Raw genomic sequence first — 18563 nt, forward strand, 5'->3', positions numbered from 1 at the left:
TCCCTTCATCGCCGCCAGCGCGACTTGCGCCTTGAACTTCGCGGTCAATTTCCGTCGTGGCCTTCTCTTGCTCATGGTCTTGCTCCTCTTGGTTGGAAGCAAGGCTATCAATTATCCGCGTGTCCGAAAATCCGAAGCCCTCTCTTGCCGCTTTCGCCGAAACCTCGGAGCCCGAGGAAATAATGCGTGTGCTGCGCGAATACCACGCCGAGATGGGAGAAACCATCGTTGCCCACGAAGGCACGCTGGAGCGCTTCGCGGGCGATGGCATGATGGTGTTCTTCAACGCCCCGGTTCCTATTCCAGATCCAGCGCAACGCGCCATCCGCATGGTGGTGGAAATGCGCTCGCGGCTCGCGGGTCTGACGGCAAGCTGGCGCAAGCGCGGATTCGATCTGGGCTTCGGCGCCGGTATCGCTCAAGGTTACGCCACTATCGGCGCCATCGGTTTCGAGGGGCGCATGGATTACGGCGCCATCGGCACCGTGACCAATCTGGCCGCGAGGCTATGTAGCGAGGCCACTCACGGACAGGCGCTCATCTCGCGCAGAGTGCTTTCCTCCATCGAGGACATCGCCGATGTGGAGCCGGTGGGCGAGTTGCAATTGAAAGGGTTCCTTAAACCGGTGACTGCTTTCAATATCGTTGGATTGAAGGGCGGCTAGTTGGCGAGCGTGATCATCGCCAAGCTCGCCACCAGCAAACACATGCCCGCAACTTCTGTTGCGGTGAGGGATTCCCGGAAAATTCTTCGGGAGACGATCGCGCCGAAGAACAACTCGATCAAGGCCAAGGTGCGCACATGAGCCACGGGTTCGATGGCCATGGCGGTAAACCAGCCCGCCGATGCGGTGGCGCCCATGCCCCCCGCCAAAAGGGAAGTGCGCCACACCAGAAAGCACCTCCCGATTACTTGTGGGTCTCGCCAGCACAACCATCCCCCTAGCAAGATCGTCTGGATGATTTGTGCCGCGAGCAAGGTGGACCCGGCAGCCATGAGAAAAGGCGTTCCTTCCAACGACAAGGCCGCGCCGCGAAACCCCACGGCGGAGAGCGCGAAAAAAGTGCCCGAAGCGATTCCCAGTGCAGCGGAACGCGAAGTCCATCCGGAAAAAAGTGTTTGCAGCGGCCGTGCTCGGTCCGCCGGGGAAAATAGCAACACGCCAAAAGTCCCCAGCACCACCGCCAGGACCACGCTGAAGGTAAGCGGGTCGCGCAGAAACATCAATCCGAAGACGGCGACTTGCAGTGCCTCTGTCTTGGAGTAAGCCACGCCGATGGCGAAACTCTTTTCCTTCATGACTCGCAGCAAAAGTGCAGTGGCGATGATCTGCGAGACGGCACCCAGCATCACCCACCCACCGAAAGAGCCGTTGGGATGTGGAATGGAGTAGTTACCCAACCAGTGCAGCGCGCAGAACCAGAGCGCCGCGAAGGGCAGTCCGAATAGAAATCGGACCAGCGTGGCGCCCAGCGCGCCTAACTCCGCGGTGAGATGTTTCTGGGTGGCGTTACGCAGCGTCTGCGCGAAGCTTGCGCCAATGGTGATGGCGATCCACAGCCACGGGGGAGGCGGCACGGGTCCTTGAATACGAATGCTTAGCCGCGTCCCACCCAAGGCATCTTCGTGGCCATGATGGTCAGGAATTGAACGTTGGCGTCCAGAGGAAGGCTCGCCATGTGCAGCACCGCGTTGGCCACATGTTGCACGTCCATCAGAGGTTCCACCTTGATGGTGCCGTCGGCTTGCGTCACGCCCTTTGCCATTCTCGCCGCCATCTCGGTCAGCGCGTTGCCGATGTCGATCTGCCCGCAGGCGATGTCGTACTTTCTGCCGTCGAGAGAAGTGGACTTGGTCAAGCCGGTGATGGCGTGCTTGGTGGCGGTGTAGGCAACGGAATCGGGGCGCGGATTGTGGGCGGAGATGGAGCCGTTGTTGATGATGCGGCCGCCTTGCGGGCGCTGGTCCTTCATCATCTTGAAGGCTTCCTGGGTGCACAGGAAAGATCCGGTAAGGTTGATGTCCACCACGTTCTTCCACTTCTCGAAGGACAAGTCTTCGAAGGGAATGCCATTGGCGCTGACGCCGGCGTTGTTGAACAACACGTCCACCCGTCCGAACTTTTCCTTCACGATAGCGAACAGCGCCTTCACGGACTCCGGATTGCTGACGTCGGTGGGAACCGGCCATCCTTGCGACCCGGCCGGCCCGGCGTCCGATATCGTGTGTCTGAGTTCGAATGTCCGGCGGCCCGCCAGAGCGACACGGTAACCGTCCTTGAGAAAAGTCAAGGCCACGGCCTTGCCGATTCCAGATCCCGCGCCGGTGATCACGGCGGCTTTATTGTGCGAACCCATGTGGTCCTCCTGTTGGTGGGCAGAGCGTGACGATGTGATGATAACGCAGTGGCGCCGGTCCGTTTACCGGACATGACCCTATACTGCGCTTGCATGAGAGGGGAGGAGGAGAGCATGAACGAAAAACTGCGCAGGGTATTACTGGCCTCGTCGGTGGGGTCGGCGTTAGAGTGGTACGACTTCTTCATTTATGGTACGGCCGCAGCTCTGGTGTTCGGAGATTTGTTCTTTCCGAAACTAGATCCAGCCATGGGGACCTTGGCGGCGTTTGCCACCTTTGGCGTGGGATTCGTGGCCCGTCCTCTGGGCGGCCTGGTGTTCGGACATCTCGGTGACCGCATCGGGCGCAAACCCGTGCTGGTCATCACGCTTCTTCTCGTGGGAGGCGGTACCTTTCTGATCGGCTTCTTGCCCACTTACGAGTCCATCGGAATCTGGGCACCGGTACTTTTGATGAGCCTGCGCCTCGTGCAGGGGTTCGGTGCCGGAGCCGAGTACGGCGGTGCGGTATTGCTGGCGGTGGAGCACGCGCCACCTGGTAGGCGCGGATTCTTCGGTAGTTGGGCGCCCATCGGAGTGACCGTGGGGAACATGTCGGCCGTGGGCGTGTTCGCGCTCTTTTCCTCGCTGCCCAAGGAAGATTTCCTCGCGTGGGGATGGCGCGTACCGTTTCTCTTGAGCATCGTGCTCATCGTGTTCGGTTTCTACATTCGTGCGCGCGTGTCCGAGACCCCGGTGTTCAGCGAAACCCTGGCCAAGAACAAGCCCCTCAAGACACCTGTGCGTGAAGCTTTGCGCAAGCACCCCAAGGAGTTTTTGGTGGTGATCGGTGCCCGGCTGGCGGAGAACGGTCTGGGATATCTATTCCCCGTATTTACACTCAACTACCTTACCAAGACGCTGCAAATGGCGAAGAGCAGCGTGTTGGGCTCGTTGATGATCGCCTACGCTTTGTCCCTCCTTACGATACCGGCCTTCTCGCTGTTGTCAGACCGCATCGGCCGCCGGCCTGTGTATATGGGCGGAGCGATCTTTTGCGCGCTGCTCGCCTTTCCGTTTTTCTGGCTCGTCAACACGCAGCAGCCGGCGCTTGTGACCTTGGCATTCATCCTCGCGATATCCATTGGCGTATCGGCCATGTTCGGTCCGCAGGCGGCCTACTTCGCCGAGTTATTCACCACGCGCTTGCGCTACAGCGGATTCGCCTTCGCGCGCGAGTTGGGGTCCATCCTCGCGGGTGGTCCCGCACCCTTTCTCGCCGCCTGGTTAGTCCTTCAAGCAGACGGCCAGCCCTGGGGCGTGGCGCTCTACATCGTTGCACTGTCGCTTCTCACCGCGTTTGCTCTCTACCACGGCCCGGAAACTTACCGGGCCGATATCACCGCCGAGCGCTGACAGCTATTCCCTCCCCCGCGTGCGGGGGAGGGCTAGGGTGGGGGCAGAGGTTACGCCTTCGCCGGCATGCGCGTCGCCTGCCATGACACGAACTGAAGCGCGCCATTGCGTTTGGCCCACACGGCCGTCAGCATGAGGTCGAGCACCATGTCTTGCCCGCGCGCGGTGACTTCGAAGGTGCCGCGGCCGGTGATGATGCCTACGCTGCCGAAGACCCGGGTTTTAACCTCCCCGCGCGTAATCCTGCGGTACTTGACGGTGCCCGAGCGCATGGATTCGATGAAACTTTGTTTCGTATCGACCGTCGTGCTGGAGTGGTAGTACACCAGATCATCGGCGAACAGCCGCTCCATGGCCGCGAAGTCGTTATTTATTTGGGCCGCGTAGCGCGCTTCCTCCGCGCGCAGGACTGCTTCCGTGGTGATGGCATCGCCACCGCCGGCCGCCACGGCGTACGAGTTGAAAGGCTGGGCCAAGGCGCGCAAGTATTCCAACATGAAAATTCTCCGGTAATTGAAGCGCCGCTACGATTTGAGCGCTTCGGGGTTGATGACTCGAATGGGTTTGCCAGCGAGGAATGCCAGGATGTTCTCGATGGACTCGCGGTAAAACTGTTGGTAAATCTCGGAGGTGCAATAGCCCAGATGCGGCGTCAGCACGGTATTGCGAGAGCTGCGCAGAGGATGGGCCGCTGGTAGGGGCTCCTCTCCATAAACGTCGAGTCCCGCGACAATGCGCCCTTCGCTAAGAGCCGCGACCAATGCCGCTTCGTCCACCAAGGGCCCGCGCGATGTATTGACCAGGATCGCTCCGGGCTTCATGCGGGCCAAATCTTCCGCGCCGAGAATGCCGCAGGTGCGATCCGATAGCACGACGTGAAGCGAGATGGCGTCGGATTCCGCGAGCAGCGTGTTCTTGTCCACCAGACGAGCCCCGGCGGCCTGCGCTTGTTCCTTGGTCATGTTTTGGCTCCAGGCGATCACGTGCATTCCGAGTGCCTGCCCGTAACGCGCCATGCGCGAGCCAATCTTGCCCAGGCCTATGACACCCAAGGTGCGCCCTTCCAGCATGAAGCCCAGGGGTACATCGGATTGGAAATTCCACCGGCGCATGGAACGGTCCGCCTCCGGCACGCGCCGCGCGGCGGCCAAAAGCAATGCGAGGGCCAATTCGGCGGTGGTGGCCGTGGAATGCTGGGAGCCCGTGTTGCACACCGCGATACCGCGTGCGTTACAAGCCGCCATGTCGATTGTCCAACTGCGCCCACCGGTCAGCGCGATCATGCGCAGTTTGGTCAAGCGCTCGATCACAACGGCAGGGAAGGCCGTGCGTTCGCGCATGATGAGCAAAATCTCGCAATCCGAAACGGCGCTCACCAGTTTGTCCGCGTTCGCAAAGGGGTCTCCATGGAAAACCACCTCGGCTTGGCTCTCAAGTTGCGACCAATCCGCGCTGGTGCGCGCCACTCCCTGCCAGTCATCCAATACAGCGATTTTTGTCATGATTTCGTTCCTACGCTACGCGATAACGGTCGAGGATACTACGGTCGATCTCGATGCCGAGTCCCGGCCCCACCGGTACATCCACCCAGCCCTTGGAGTGGGTGAGCGGTGTCATGCTCAATTGGTCGCGGAAGGGATTGAAGGTCTGCTCGTACTCCAGCATGGGGGGCATGGGTACAAGGCAGGGAGGACAATCGGGCAGAGAAGCCAGAAAGTGCAGCGTCGCCGCGAGCCCGATGGCGGTGCCCCACGCATGAGGCACGCATTCCACGGAATGCGCCTGCGCCAGTGCGGCGATTTTCTTGCACTCCGTGATGCCCCCGGCGGCGCACACGTCGGGCTGCACGATGTCCATGGCCCGGCGGGCGAGAATCTCGCGGAAGCGGAATTTGGTGAACTCGTTCTCGCCGCCTGCCACCGCCATATCCAAGGCACGTGACACTTCCACGTAACCATCGAGGTCTTCCGGCGAGATGGGCTCTTCGAACCAATAGACACCGAGTTTCTCTAACTCGCGCCCGATGTTGATGGCCTGCGGCACGTTGAAGCAATGGTTAGCATCCACCATGAGTTGCACGCCAGGACCGATCGCATCGCGCACGGCGGCGACGCGGCTGAGGTCCTTCTTGATAGACCCCAACCCGATCTTCATCTTGATGGCGCCGAAGCCTTGCGCCACGTATCCGAGCGCTTCCTCCACAGCCTCTTCGTTTAGCCGGTCCATATTCTTGAAGTACAGGCCCGTGGCGTAAGCCTTGACCTTGGGGCGGAAACATCCGCCGGTGAGTTTGTGGATGGGTTGGTTGCAAGCCTTGCCTATGATGTCCCACAAAGCGATGTCGATCCCGCTTATCCCCGATATGGTCATGCCCGTGAGGCCGTAATCCTTCACCTTGTTGTAGAGCGCCTCCCAGATCACTTCCACGTCGAAGGGATCCTTGCCGGTCACGGAGGGTTTAAGAAGCGAATCCACGATAGCCTTGCATACGGCGGAAGGGCCGTAGCAGTCACCCCACCCGGTGATACCCGCATCCGTGCGCACTTCAACCACCAACGCGCCCTTGGTCTTGTAGTACCAGCCACGCGAAGAGGTGAAGGGCTCGTCGACGTTAACGGAGAGTTGATGAGTGATGACTTCGGTGATTTTCATGGGAGGCTATCGCTATGCATGCGTGGGACATGGCGCCAATATTAAAACCTATTCTCCGCGGCGAATAGGCATCCGTATCGGTACGAGGCGACGGTGGATGTCGCTCATCTTCAATTCCGGTGGCCGCCGCCCCGTTGGTAGCGCCTCGGCACAAGCAATAAGTTACGGTGGTCCGGCCTGTGTTGCGGCATGGCAATGTCGCATTTTCTAGGGGGTGGAAATCCCGTCCGGGTAACTGCTAGCCACAGGCCCGGTATCGAGCCTTGCAGTCAAGTTGGTAACAGATTGGTTGATGCGTAGGCACGAAAGCAAGCGAGGTGGAATGGCGTAGGGGTAGTTGCCGTGAAGGTTGAAGTCCCGAAATGACCGTATGGGAGCTATCCGCAAGGGTTGCGAGAGAGCCTGGAGCGGCAACCGGGGAACAAGGCGCCTGGTGTAGATGGAGTACGTAAGGCACAGTACGAGCGAGGTGCGGAGGAGAAACTCGCAGCGCTCAGCGAGCGGGTGCGCCGGCAGGGCTACCGGCCCAAGCCGGTGCGGCGTGCGTACATCCCGAAAGGGGATGGAGGGCGCAGGCCACTGGGCATCCAGAGCTTCGAGGACCGGATCGTGCTGGAGCGGCTTAGCCAAATCCTGCAAGCGCTCTGGGAGCCGAAGTTTCTGGAGTGTTCCTACGGATTTCGTCCTGGGCGCAATGCCCACCAAGCGTTACAACGCTTGGGGCAGATCATCACGCTGGAGCGTCGTCTCCACATCTGGAAGCGCCGCCATCAACTTGCCTCTGTCATTAACGTGCGCCGATTGGCGCACCCTCGCCATTGATTTCGAGACACCTTTTCGCGTGCTAGCATAATGTTAGCTAACCGCCAGTAAAGGGAGGTAATTCTATGCCAGGGACTGGCGGCTGCCTACACTCAGGCGTCACGAATTTTTGAATGTGCTGGCGGCATTTGTTCGGCGAGGCGGTGCCACGACCGCTGAATCCCGGGCACTTTGGCGAGGGAGTCTTGAACTGTTCGGCCAGCGTGAACAAAGCGTTGATATGGAGTTTGCCCTTATTCTGGCCGCGGAGAACGGCATCAGTGCGTATGACGCGCAATACATTACGCTGGCGCACCACCTTCAAACCGTATGTGTCACCGAAGACCGGCGGTTACGCAACATTTTCCCTGGCCTTACCCGTTAGATGAAGAGCTTAGGAACGGATTGAACCGACTGTAGCGCAAGTGGGCATATTGACGCACTCACACGGGTCGCATTCGGCTTCGGCCTCATCGCTCCATTGGAACACTCCAATGGATACGGCTTGTGTGTGCGATTCCTGGCCTGCGTAGGATCGCTAGTTCATGGGGTTATCCTGACTGACGGCGCATGACTCAAGTCCAGTGGAGCGCGAGCGGGTATACGCTCCCTCAATATACTTTTGTCCCTCCGCCTGAATTGGCGGATGGCTCCGTGCGCCGCTATCCCATTGTGATCGCGGGTGGAGGATTAGCCGGGCTGACTCTGGCCTGCGACTTGGCTTCGCGCGGCGTGGCCTGTGTGTTGTTGGATGAGGACGATACGGTGGGGGTGCGCGGTGCGTCCTCGCGCGGTATCGTCTACGCGCAGAAGTCGCTGGAGATCTTCGCGCGCTTAGGAATTTACGAGCAGATTCGGGCGAAGGGCGTTACGTGGTCCGTGGGACGCACCTTCGATGGCGATCGCGAGGTTTATTCGTTCAACCGGCAATTGGCGAGCGCTTCGCTGCAACCGCCCTTTATCAATATCCAGCAGTTCTATATCGAAGCCTTTCTGGTGGAGCGTATTCAAACGTTGGGTTGTGCGGACCTGCGTTGGCGTAACATGGTAACCGGTGTGGAGCAGCGCGATGATCACGTAAGGCTCATGGTGGAAACTCCCGCCGGTGCTTACGAATTGGAAGCGCAATGGTTGATCGACGCCACGGGCGCCAACAGCCCCATTCGGGATGCGTTGGGATTGGATGCCCATGCCTCGCGCTCGCCGGACCGTTGGTGCATCACGGACGTGCGCTTCAAAAAAAGCTTTCCCGCGGAGCGCTGGACGTGGATACGCGCTCCCTTCAACGACGGCCGCGCGGTGTGGCAGCACTTGATGGCGGATAACGTCTGGCGCGTGGATTTTCAGATGGGCCAGGATGCCGATCCCGAATACGTGAGCCGGCCGGACGTGGCGGCGCAAAGACTGCGCGCCTATCTCGGCGAGGATCTGGAGTTCGAGTTTGTCTGGATAGGCCCTTACCAATACCGCGATCACTTGCTCGATGAGTTCAAGGTATGGCGCGTGTTCTTCATCGGAGATAGCGCCCACGTGGTGAGCCCTTTCGGTGCGCGCGGCGGCAACAGTGGCATACAGGACGCCGCTAATCTGGCGTGGAAGCTGGCGCTCGTGCAATCGGGCGAGGCGGACGAGAGGCTGCTCGATAGCTACCACGACGAGCGGCGCGCCGCGGCCGTGGAGAATCTCCAGGTGGCCCGCCGCACTGCGCGCTTCCTCGCATCACTGAGCCCCGCGGAAAAACTGTTTCGGCAAGCAGTGCTGGATCTCGCCCGCGAGCACGCCTTCGCGCGTGCGTTGGTGGACACCGGGCGCATGTCCGTGGCTAACGCTTATCCCGTCTCGCGCCATCTTCCCCAGGGCGCGCGCTCCGTGCCAAATCTGCCGTTGCCTGGCGGGCAAGCGTTGGTGGATTTATTCAAGGAGGGAACTCGCTTCACCGCCATTGCCTTTGGGGAGGCTGTGGTAATCAATCATCCACTGGTTAAGGTCTACCATTGCGCCAGAGATGAGATGGAAAAGGTTTGGGCGGCGGAGCTCAGGTGCGTCAAGGGCAGCGTAGCCTTGCTTCGTCCCGATGGTTATCTCGCTGGTGTGTGGAACACTGCGGACATGGCGGGCATTTACGATTGCCTCCCTCGCGCGCGGCGCGAGGCGAGGTAGGGAGGTGGGAGGTGGGAGGAGAAAAAATCATGCGGATGAAAAACAAAGTAGCGCTGGTCACAGGTGCCGCATCGGGGCTTGGGCGAGCAACGGCATTGCGTCTGAGTGAGGAAGGCGCACAGGTCGTGTGCGTGGACGCGTCGGCCGGTGCCGTTGCGCAGACCGCGAGAACGATCATTACAGGCGGGGGAGAAGCGATGGCCCTCGTGGCGGATGTGACGGACGAGTCCGCATGCGCACGCATGGTGGCGGACACCCTCGCGCGCTTTGGCCGCCTCACCACCGTGGTGAACTCCGCGGGTGTGCGTCCCGAACGCCCTGGCGCAACCCCAACGCTTGCGGACTGGCGGCGGGTCATCGACATCAACTTGACCGGAACCTTCCTGGTATCGCGCGCGGCAACACCAGCGCTCACGGCAAGTTCTGGCTCCATCACCAATCTCGCTTCCATCTATGGGCTCGTGGGCGGATCGACTGGCGCGTCTTACGCCGCTTCGAAAGGCGCCATCGTCAACTTAACCCGCCAACTGGCCTTGGAACTTGCGCCCGCCGTGCGCGTGAACTGCGTATGTCCCGGAGTGATCGAAACACCGATGACGGCAGGGTTACGGCAAGATCCCGCATGGTCCGAAAGGGTGTTGAAGCGCTATCCGCTCGGCCGCTTTGGCCAGCCGGAAGAAATTGCTGCGGCGATCCTCTATCTGGCGAGCGATGAAGCCGCCTTTGTGACCGGCATTGCGCTACCAGTGGATGGGGGCTATACGGCGGGGTAACACTTGATTTTCCGCTTTTCGGGTTCGGTGTTTATGAAGCTCTCAATAAGTCAGCCCTCTGGCACCACCCCGGCACCCAAACTCTCGATGTGTGCGCAGATATCGCGCGGCCGGGTCAACCAGATTTCGCCGCGGTGCTGAAGGATGCGCTGTAGTGCACGGCGCAGGCGGCGTAGGCGGTAGGGCCGGCCCATGATGAAGGGGTGAAGGGAGATTGGACACACGAGAGGTTGGCGCCGGGACTGTAACAGCATCTCATCGAACTGGTCGGTGATCATGTCCGCGAATTCCTCCGAGGTGTGCCGGTACCAGACGATACCGCGGTTGTCGTTCACCTCGACCGGATAGGGCATCGCGAGGATGCGTCCTGCACGCGTCTTCATCCACACCGGCTGGTCGTCAATGGTCCAATCCATGAAATAGCGGTAACCGGCTTCCTGCAAGAGGTCGGGAGTTACGACTGAGTTCGACAACCAGGGGCTCATACAGCCTATGGGTGGTTTACCTTCCCGTTGTTCGATGGTGGCGGTAACACGGGCGATAAGCGCACGCTCTTCGGATTCGGGCAGTTGCCCTTGTTCCTCGGAATTGGTTTCGCCATGGCCAAGGATCTCATCGCCGCGGGCGCGCAGCTTCTCCGGAATGTCTGGCGCCACGTCGTAGATCGCGGTATTCATCTGCGCTTCTATCGGGATACCGATCTCGTCGAACAACTCGAACAGCCGCCACATGCCGACGCGGTTGCCGTAGTCGCGCCAAGAGAAGACTGAGTGGCTGGCCGCATGATCTGGCGGAGCGATCGCCGCGCCCTTGCCCGTACCAAAGCTAAAAGACTCGATGTTGAGCGCGATGTAGACGGCGAGCCGCTTACCGTCGGGCCAGGAATAATCTGGGCGCTTGGTGATATTGGAGTAAGCATAACGTCCGTGTGTTCGCAGCATCTCAATTCTCCAAGGCCGGATGCATCGTGTGCCAGGTAGTCTCGCGCTCATAGGCGCGAGCGGCGCGGTAGACCGTTGCCTCGTCCCAATGCTTGCCGATGATCTGCGTGCCCAAGGGCAGACCGCCGGCAGTGAAACCCACCGGTAGCGCAAGCGCCGGATGACCAGTCAGGTTGAAAGGTGTGCGCGCTTGCCGTGGATAGCACCTCTCCATCTCGGCCGCGTCGTTGATCGGATAGGGCGCATCCATTGACGAGGCGGTGATTGCCACGTCCACATTGGCGAGCGTCTCCTCCATCCTCGCGGTCAGGCGAGCGCGCCAGCGCGAGGCCTGCACGTAGTCGGTCGCGGAGAGGAACAGGCCAGGCAACAAGCGGCTGCGTGTCAATGCGCTATAGTCTTGCGGCCGCTCTCGCAGCCACCGAGCATGCACGGCGCAGGCCTCGGATAGAAGAATGACACGGTTGCAGGCGGCGAAGCCCAGCCACGGCGCGCCGGCCATGACGTTAAGCAGCAGCGCGTTATCGGCCACCGTGCGGGTGCGCGTGATCAATCAGCGCGAAGATTGCGTGCTCGAATATTTCGAGACCGTACTGATGGCTAGCTGATTTGGTTTACAGAGCGGCCTGACTTGACTGCGATGTGTTTCCGGTGGAATAGTGTGGCTATTTCGTAGTCTGGTGGAGATAAACTGGAGATAAACGAATGACTCAGACTGTGGATTCCAATAACGTTGTTTCGGCGCCAACCGAGAGTACCATCGGTGAGCCCGCCTCATGGTGGCCTAGCCTCGCAGGTCTTGGTTTGGGAGTCATCATTCTTGCCATGGTGGGATTCGCGCCGGGAATTGCGCACAACGCCGCCCATGACGTGCGCCACACCGTGGCGTTCCCATGCCATTGACTGGCCAAAAAAGGTTTCGGAACATCGTGGTGTCAGCGTTATTGGCCGGGCTCATCACCGGCATGCTGGCAACGCTGGTCCAAATGTTCACGACGATTCCGCTGATCGCCAGAGCGGAGGTCTATGAGCCATCCTCCGCCACGCTGCCGCAACCGGCGAGGCAAGCGGAACACCACCACATTGCCCCATGGAAACCTTCCGAGGGATTCGAGCGAATTTTTTATACCGGACTATCGACGGTGCTCGTGGCCATGGGGTATGGATTGATACTGGCCGCACTGCTGGCGCATTTCAATTGGTCCGGATGGCGCGACGGCTTGGTGTTAGGCGCCGCGGGCTTCATCGTGTTTCAGCTTGCTCCCGCCTTGGGGCTACCGCCGCGGCCACCTGGCGTGCCGGAAGCGGAACTTGCGGCACGGCAAACTTGGTGGTTGGGAACCGTGGTCGCAACCGCGTTGGGACTGGGTGCGTTGTATTGGGCGCGTACCCACTCCAAGGCAATCTGGATACTGGTTGGCGTGGTGTTGTTGGCCCTCCCGCATGTGATCGGAGCACCGCAGCCCGTGGACTGGCAACCCGCGGTGCCGCAGTCGCTGGCCCAACAATTCGCCATCGTAGCCCTTATCACGACCGCGATATTTTGGCTCATGCTCGGAAGCATCGAGGGAATGATCTTCTCCCGGCTGTTGCGCCGCTAACCCTGTTCGAAAATTCGGCGTCGCCAGTGCGATAACTGCCTCGGCTAGAATAGCAACCGCATTTCATTCTAACATTCGTTCGCTTCGCATTCCCGCCCGGGTGGTGAAATTGGTAGACACAAGGGACTTAAAATCCCTCGGCCCTTACCGGCCGTACCGGTTCGATTCCGGTCCCGGGCACCAATTTCTCGCGGTGCATTGCCTGATGGAAATCAAAGAAGCTGCTCTCTGAACAGGAGCGCCGCGATGTTCTGGACTAGCTTGCCGTGCATCCGAGGGCCGGGGATTTGATCGAAGGCACTGGCGGGATTCGAAAGCTGCGCTGGAAGCGCGGCGGGCAGGGTAAGAGCGGCGGCGTGCTCGTGGTCTACTACTTTCACAGCGCTCGCATGCCGTTATACCTGTTGACGCTGTTCGCCAAGATCGAACGAGCGAACCTGATCCAGGCGGAACGCAATGAATTGGCGAAACTGGTGGGTATCTTGGTATCTGTCTGGATGGAGAAATAACTCGATGGGACAAGCTTTCGACAGTATTGGACGCGGACTCAAGCAAGCTATCGGTCACGCCAAGTGGCGCCGCGTGAAGGCGAAGATCTACACCCCGAAGCTCGTGGACGTGGCCTCGGTGCGGGAGGGCTTGGTCATGACGCAAGAACAGTTCGCCGCGCGGTTCGGCTTCTCCGTGGCCACGCTGCGCCATTGGGAACGAGGGGACCGCAGGCCGCAAGGCGCGGCACTGGTGCTGCTCAATGTGATCGACCGCAACCCCAAGATTGTGATGCGGGCGCTGGCTTAAGTAGGGCTTCGAAAAGTGTACTTCATCTCCGCATATCTGAGATTTCTCGATCATTGTATATTGATACAGGTAAATTTCCCAAAAAAGCAGAAAAATGGCAGAGCTGACCACAACAAATTCTCATTAGTTGTGTGCCGGTAAGCGCTTTGCACACTCGGCCCATTCTCGGCCAATATGGCGGATGTGCATATCCGAGGATTTATGTAGGTGGCATATTCGCAACGCCAGTACAGCACACGAACAGTCGGAAGGACGCCTCCGCACCGCGATAACGCAAATAGAAGCAGTCGAATACTTAAATACCCAGGCCCAGCATGAGGATCCTAGCCCTCCGCAACCACCGCTTATTCGCTTTCTCTGTTGAACGAGAAGCCAGCGGCCTAAACCTTCATCTGGTTTGTAGGGCATGAAACTCGAAGAGATCCAGAACAACGCTGCCATTCGAGGCATCATTCCCGATGCCTTGGCGACAGTGGTCAGTGTTAAGTGGTTCGGTTCCTCGGCGCTGGAGCTGACTTACAAGACTCCCGCTGGGAAGGTCGCCAACGAACTCCTCTATCGCCACGATGAACCTCGCCTGGAAATTGTCGAGCTAGGGCGGCCATGGAGTTTCGATGGCGACGGCGCGTTGTTTCGTCTTGTCTCGGAAGCCCAGCGCATTCGGCTCGCCCATTTGTTTGACCCATTGCTGGCGGTGCATACCTCCGTCGACGATCCGTTGCCTCACCAGATCACCGCGGTCTATGAGTCCATGCTGCCGCGCCAGCCGCTGCGTTTCCTGCTTGCAGACGACCCTGGGGCCGGCAAAACCATCATGGCAGGACGAGCTATATCGCCGGTTCCACCTTCCGTTCGAGTTTCTGACCAACGACAAGCTGGAAGCCGCGCGTACCGGCAACTGGTTCCTGGAAACCAATCTCGTCATTGCCCGGCTCGACAAGCTTTCGCGTAACTAGGACGTGCAACATGAGCTTCAGGCGCCCGCCTGCCGTTGGGACTTGGTGGTGTGCTACTAGGCGCACAAAATGTCGGCGACTGTTTTCGGCGGTGAAACCAAGTACACCAAACGCTACCGGCTCGGGCAGTTGCTTTCGACCTTAACGCGGTACTTCCTGCTGATGACCGCCACCACGCATAATGGCAAGGAAGCCGACTTCCATCTCTTCATGGCGATGCCCTTCGGCGCTTGGCAGCGGCGGCTACATATCTCTACGAAGACGGACCTCGGTACTGGTATTCGACCCAACCGACAGTGACCAAACTAGCGGACGATAGTGCTGAGCAGTTGAGACGCGATCAGGACAAAGTGGTTCAGGAGTTGGATAAACGGCTACGTGAGGATCTGCGCCGTACCGGCGACTTCGGCCGCATTCACGCCATGCCGCATTCCGGGCAATACGTACCCGATGACGTGGACGCCCGCTTGGTCGTGTTGGGTGGCGACCACACCTACACCAAGGAGGTAGATAGCGCGGCTGAAATCGCCGCCAAAAAAATCCTCGAATCCCGTGGTAATACGCCCAGGCTGTACCGAAATTCGCTTGTATTCCTTGCGGCCGACAAGATTCGCATGCAAGACCTCGATGAAGCAATCCGCAAATATCTGGCCTGGGAGTCGATCCTGGACACCAAGGATCAACTGAACCTCGATCCCCAGCAGGTCAAGCAGGCCGAGACGCAGTTCAAGGCAGCCGAAGGCGCGGTCATAGCCCGGCTGCCGGAGACCTTCCAGTGGCTACTAGTGCCGGTGCAGGTAACGCCGCAAGAGGCAATTACGTGGCAGGCCATGCGGCTATCGGGGACCGAGGCGCTCGCCGTACGCGCGAGCAAGAAACTTCGGCCTGATCACTTGTTGACTGCCTTCGCGGGGACGATGCTTCGCATGGAGATGGACAAAGTGCCCATATGGCGTGGTGAACATGTAACGATTAAGCAACTCACCGAGGACTTCGCGCGTTACCCATACTTGCCCCGGCTCAAAGATTCATCCGTTTTGACCGGAGCCGTCCGCGATGGTTTGGCATTGCTGACATGGGAGCGCGAGAGTTTCGCCTATGCCGACAGTTTCGACGAAGGCACGGGCAGATATCGCGGCCTGCGCGGCGGACAGCTTGTATCCATAGGATACGGACAGCGCAGAGAGTTTACTGGTAAAGCCAGATATTGCACGCAAGCAGATTGACGCGGAAACCGCTTCTGCTCCCAAGTCCGCCGGCGAAGCTGACAGACCCACGAAAGAAGAGCCCGCGCCAGATCCCACACCGGTTGTGCGGGTCGCGGCACCCAAGCGCTATCACGGCACGGTGGTTCTCGACTCCGAGCGCACCGGGCGCGATGCGGGACGAATCGCTGACGAAGTGATTTCGCACTTGGTCGGTCTGGTAGGATCGAAAGTGCGGGTCACCTTGGAGATCGAAGCCGATATTCCGGGCGGCGTGCCGGACAGCGTAGTGCGCACGGTCACCGAGAATGCCCGCACTCTGAAATTCTCGAATCAGGGTTTCGAGAAGGAGTAGCAATCGGCGCTTCATGGCACGCTTTGACCGGCCTCATTCTGTTATGGCACACAAGGAATGATTTGAGAGTTTTGCGCAGGGGTACTATTGCTGGGTGGCTATGCTAAATCGTCGTGTCGAGAGCCAATTCCATTCAACCAGTTACAGGCTCAGTGTGGGTGCGATCTCACAGTCTGATTCACGGAGCAAATAAATGGCTGCCGGTACCAATGTCACTCACAAGGGAAAGTTGGTCATCAAGAACGCCGGGCTGGTGTTGTCGGGGGATGTCGGCCAGCCGGTGCTCGATGCCGACACGGTCGTGGTCATCGATGGAATTATCCACGCGGTGGGCATGGCGAAGGACTGCGACACGAGCCAAGCCGGTTCGGTGATCGACGCCAAAGGCACGACCTTGTGCCCCGGACTCATCGACAGTCACGTGCATCCCGTTTTTGGCGATTGGACGCCACGGCAAAACCAACTCGGATGGATCGACTCCACTTTGAACGGCGGGGTCACGACCATGATCTCCGCGGGGGAGGTGCATCTTCCGGGACGGCCCAAGGACATCGTCGGATTGAAGGCCTTGGCGATCACCGCTCAACGCGCATTCGAAAACTTTCGGCCGGGAGGGGTTAAGGTGCTGGCGGGTGCGCCGGTGATCGAAAAAGGCATGGTGGAGTCCGACTTTCAGGAACTGGCGCAAGCCGGGGTTTCGCTGCTGGGAGAGGTGGGATTGGGGTCGGTGAAGGCGGGCGCCGAAGCCAGGCAAATGGTGGCGTGGGCACGCAAGCACGGCATCCAGAGCACTATTCATACGGGCGGGCCTTCCATTCCGGGGTCGGGATTGATCGATAAGGACGTGGTGCTGGAAGCCGACGCCGATGTGATCGGCCATATCAACGGCGGCCACACTTCCTTGCCAGAAGCCCATGTATGCGAATTGTGCGAACGTTCCACCCGGGCCATCGAGATCGTTCACAACGGCAACGAGAAAGTGGCTATCGCCGCCGCGCAGACGGCGCGCGATCTGAAATGCCTGCATCGCGTGATTTTGGGCACCGATGGTCCCGCGGGATCGGGGGTGCAGCCGCTTGGGATTCTGCGGATGATCGCTTTGCTCGCGGGCGTTGGTGGCATCGCGCCGGAGTTGGCGTTTTGTTTCGCCACGGGCAATACGGCGAGAATTCGCAGGCTCAATTCTGGTTTGATCGAAGTGGGACGCGCCGCGGATTTTGTTTTTTTGGACCGTGCCCAGCACACGGCGGGGAGTACCTTGCTGGAGAGCGTGGCGCTGGGCGATTTGCCTGGTGTTGGGATGGTGGTTATCGATGGCATCGTCCAGTGCGGGCGCAGCCGCAATACGCCTCCTGCCGTGGAAGTGCCCGTCGTTGCATGAACTGATAGACTAATTACGTGGCGGGCAATGCTACGAACAATTAATGGAGGATCGACATGAACGAAGTGACACGCCGTAAGTTCTTAATGGGTAGTGCCGCCCTGGTGGGTGTGGCGGCCGCTCAAGCCATGGGGTTGCGCCATGCGTTTGCCGCTCATCACAAGCTAAAGGGCACGGATGCGCTGCTGGTGATCGACGTACAGAATTGCTTCATTCCGGGCGGCAGCCTAGCTGTGAAAGAAGGCGATGTCATCGTGCCTCTCATCAACAAAATCGCCAATGGCTTCGAGAACGTCGTGCTCACGCAAGATTGGCATACGGCCACCCACGTCTCCTTTGCCTCGTCACACGCGGGAAAGAAGCCCTTCGAGTTGATCGATCTACCCTACGGCAAACAAGTGCTGTGGCCAGATCATTGCGTGCAAGGGACCGAGGGCGCATCGATCCACAAGGACATCAACATCCCCCATGCCCAGCTCGTTATACGCAAGGGCTTCCACAACGATGTCGACAGTTACTCCGCGTTTCTGGAGGCCGATCGCAAGACGGAGACGGGATTGGCCGGTTATTTGAAGGGCCGGGGAATCAAACGCGTATTCGTATGCGGCTTGGCCACGGATTACTGCGTGGCTTGGTCCGCGATGGACGCGCGCAAGTTTGGTTTTGAGGCATCCGTGATCGAGGACGCCTGCCGTGGTATCGATCTAGGTGGGTCGCTGGCCAAGGCCTGGGCTGACATGACGGCGGCTGGCGTGAATCGGATTCAGTCGCACGACCTGGCTTGAAAACCTTTGACCACGGAATACACGGAATACACGGAAGAGAACTCTAATGATTTACTGGTCAAGTCTTCCGGTCGTGGTGAGTCGCGAGCCCGCCGAACGATCTAACCATGAACGGGAGACCTCGTCACATCACCGCACTACGAGGATCGCCCTTCGACGCCCTCAGGGCGAACGCGCTTATTGATGTTTTCGTAATTCATGACAAGCTCTTTCCCTCATCCCAACCCTTCTCCCGTAGGGAGAAGGGTTCTTCTTCCCTTGCCCTCCGGGAGAGGGAACGAGGGTGAGCGAAAGAGCGGCAATGAATCCGGCATGTCGCGTATAGGGGAATGCTCAATAGTTGGCGTTTTGCCTATCGTACGAGCGGATCAAGCGGCCTCTACTACTTTGGTTGCGCTCGCG

Annotated in this window: 19 protein-coding genes, 1 tRNA gene and 2 pseudogenes; 15 read left to right on the top strand and 7 right to left on the bottom strand. The window is 59.4% G+C overall.

The features are described from left to right. The first annotated feature begins 47 nt into the window (after positions 1–47). Complete coding sequence (locus EXR36_11425; protein MSQ60225.1) at positions 48–665, top strand: adenylate/guanylate cyclase domain-containing protein; 618 nt, start codon at positions 48–50, stop codon at positions 663–665. Here EXR36_11425 and EXR36_11430 read toward each other — a convergent pair. Together EXR36_11430 and EXR36_11435 are read right to left on the bottom strand one after the other, a co-directional pair. Further along, complete coding sequence (locus tag EXR36_11430; protein ID MSQ60226.1) at positions 662–1579, bottom strand: EamA/RhaT family transporter; 918 nt, start codon at positions 1577–1579, stop codon at positions 662–664. The genes EXR36_11425 and EXR36_11430 overlap by 4 nt on opposite strands. A 20-nt stretch (positions 1580–1599) precedes the next feature. Beyond that, a complete protein-coding gene (locus tag EXR36_11435; GenBank protein MSQ60227.1) occupies positions 1600–2358 on the bottom strand; it encodes an SDR family oxidoreductase in 759 nt (252 codons plus the stop codon). A gap of 93 nt (positions 2359–2451) precedes the next feature. Between EXR36_11435 and EXR36_11440 the strand changes: the two genes are divergently transcribed. Further along, entirely contained in the window at positions 2452–3753 is a 1302-nt protein-coding gene (locus tag EXR36_11440; protein MSQ60228.1) for an MFS transporter, read from the top strand. A gap of 50 nt (positions 3754–3803) precedes the next feature. On the opposite strand, the gene EXR36_11445 is transcribed toward EXR36_11440, so the two are convergent. From EXR36_11445 to EXR36_11455, 3 genes are read right to left on the bottom strand one after another with little or no spacing between them, the layout of a single operon-like run. Further along, positions 3804–4250, bottom strand: a complete 447-nt coding sequence (locus tag EXR36_11445; GenBank protein ID MSQ60229.1) for a nuclear transport factor 2 family protein — start codon at positions 4248–4250, stop codon at positions 3804–3806. A 27-nt stretch (positions 4251–4277) separates the two neighbouring features. Next, entirely contained in the window at positions 4278–5255 is a 978-nt protein-coding gene (locus tag EXR36_11450; protein ID MSQ60230.1) for a D-2-hydroxyacid dehydrogenase family protein, read from the bottom strand. Positions 5256–5265: 10 nt separating this feature from the next. Continuing rightward, positions 5266–6405 (bottom strand): mandelate racemase/muconate lactonizing enzyme family protein, encoded by a 1140-nt coding sequence (locus EXR36_11455; protein MSQ60231.1) that lies wholly within the window; start codon positions 6403–6405, stop codon positions 5266–5268. A gap of 390 nt (positions 6406–6795) precedes the next feature. Here EXR36_11455 and EXR36_11460 point away from each other — a divergent pair, with 390 nt between their 5' ends. From EXR36_11460 to EXR36_11470, 3 genes are all read left to right on the top strand, one after another. Next, complete coding sequence (locus EXR36_11460) at positions 6796–7227, top strand: hypothetical protein (protein ID MSQ60232.1); 432 nt, start codon at positions 6796–6798, stop codon at positions 7225–7227. Positions 7228–7776: 549 nt separating this feature from the next. Beyond that, positions 7777–9366, top strand: a complete 1590-nt coding sequence (locus tag EXR36_11465; GenBank protein ID MSQ60233.1) for an FAD-binding monooxygenase — start codon at positions 7777–7779, stop codon at positions 9364–9366. Positions 9367–9395: 29 nt separating this feature from the next. Next, positions 9396–10139: an SDR family oxidoreductase gene (locus tag EXR36_11470; protein MSQ60234.1), complete on the top strand. Its 744-nt coding sequence runs from the start codon at positions 9396–9398 to the stop codon at positions 10137–10139. Between the two features lie 50 nt (positions 10140–10189). Here the strand turns inward: EXR36_11470 and EXR36_11475 are convergent, their stop codons facing one another. Further along, positions 10190–11080, bottom strand: a complete 891-nt coding sequence (locus EXR36_11475; GenBank protein MSQ60235.1) for a polysaccharide deacetylase — start codon at positions 11078–11080, stop codon at positions 10190–10192. A 1-nt stretch (position 11081) separates the two neighbouring features. Beyond that, positions 11082–11633: a hypothetical protein gene (locus EXR36_11480; GenBank protein ID MSQ60236.1), complete on the bottom strand. Its 552-nt coding sequence runs from the start codon at positions 11631–11633 to the stop codon at positions 11082–11084. Between the two features lie 152 nt (positions 11634–11785). Between EXR36_11480 and EXR36_11485 the strand changes: the two genes are divergently transcribed. From EXR36_11485 to pncA, 10 genes and pseudogenes are all read left to right on the top strand, one after another. Next, positions 11786–11983: a CbtB-domain containing protein gene (locus EXR36_11485; GenBank protein ID MSQ60237.1), complete on the top strand. Its 198-nt coding sequence runs from the start codon at positions 11786–11788 to the stop codon at positions 11981–11983. Next, entirely contained in the window at positions 11974–12681 is a 708-nt protein-coding gene (locus EXR36_11490; protein ID MSQ60238.1) for a cobalt transporter, read from the top strand. Before EXR36_11485 ends, EXR36_11490 begins: the two co-directional genes overlap by 10 nt. A 94-nt stretch (positions 12682–12775) precedes the next feature. Further along, positions 12776–12864 (top strand) — tRNA-Leu (locus tag EXR36_11495). A gap of 38 nt (positions 12865–12902) precedes the next feature. Beyond that, a pseudogene (locus EXR36_11500) lies at positions 12903–13190 on the top strand (addiction module toxin RelE). A 4-nt stretch (positions 13191–13194) separates the two neighbouring features. Further along, positions 13195–13479, top strand: coding sequence for a helix-turn-helix domain-containing protein (locus EXR36_11505; GenBank protein ID MSQ60239.1), 285 nt, complete (start codon positions 13195–13197; stop codon positions 13477–13479). Positions 13480–13885: 406 nt separating this feature from the next. Then, a pseudogene (locus EXR36_11510) lies at positions 13886–14654 on the top strand (RNA helicase). A 77-nt stretch (positions 14655–14731) separates the two neighbouring features. Continuing rightward, positions 14732–15661 (top strand): hypothetical protein, encoded by a 930-nt coding sequence (locus EXR36_11515; GenBank protein ID MSQ60240.1) that lies wholly within the window; start codon positions 14732–14734, stop codon positions 15659–15661. 85 nt (positions 15662–15746) lie between these two features. Then, a complete protein-coding gene (locus EXR36_11520) occupies positions 15747–15995 on the top strand; it encodes a hypothetical protein (protein MSQ60241.1) in 249 nt (82 codons plus the stop codon). 193 nt (positions 15996–16188) lie between these two features. Continuing rightward, complete coding sequence (locus EXR36_11525; GenBank protein ID MSQ60242.1) at positions 16189–17376, top strand: Enamidase; 1188 nt, start codon at positions 16189–16191, stop codon at positions 17374–17376. Positions 17377–17432: 56 nt separating this feature from the next. Beyond that, entirely contained in the window at positions 17433–18161 is a 729-nt protein-coding gene (gene pncA, locus EXR36_11530; GenBank protein ID MSQ60243.1) for a bifunctional nicotinamidase/pyrazinamidase, read from the top strand. The last annotated feature ends 402 nt before the right edge of the window (positions 18162–18563 follow it).

Source organism: Betaproteobacteria bacterium (assembly GCA_009693245.1).
Lineage (GTDB): Bacteria > Pseudomonadota > Gammaproteobacteria > Burkholderiales > SHXO01 > SHXO01.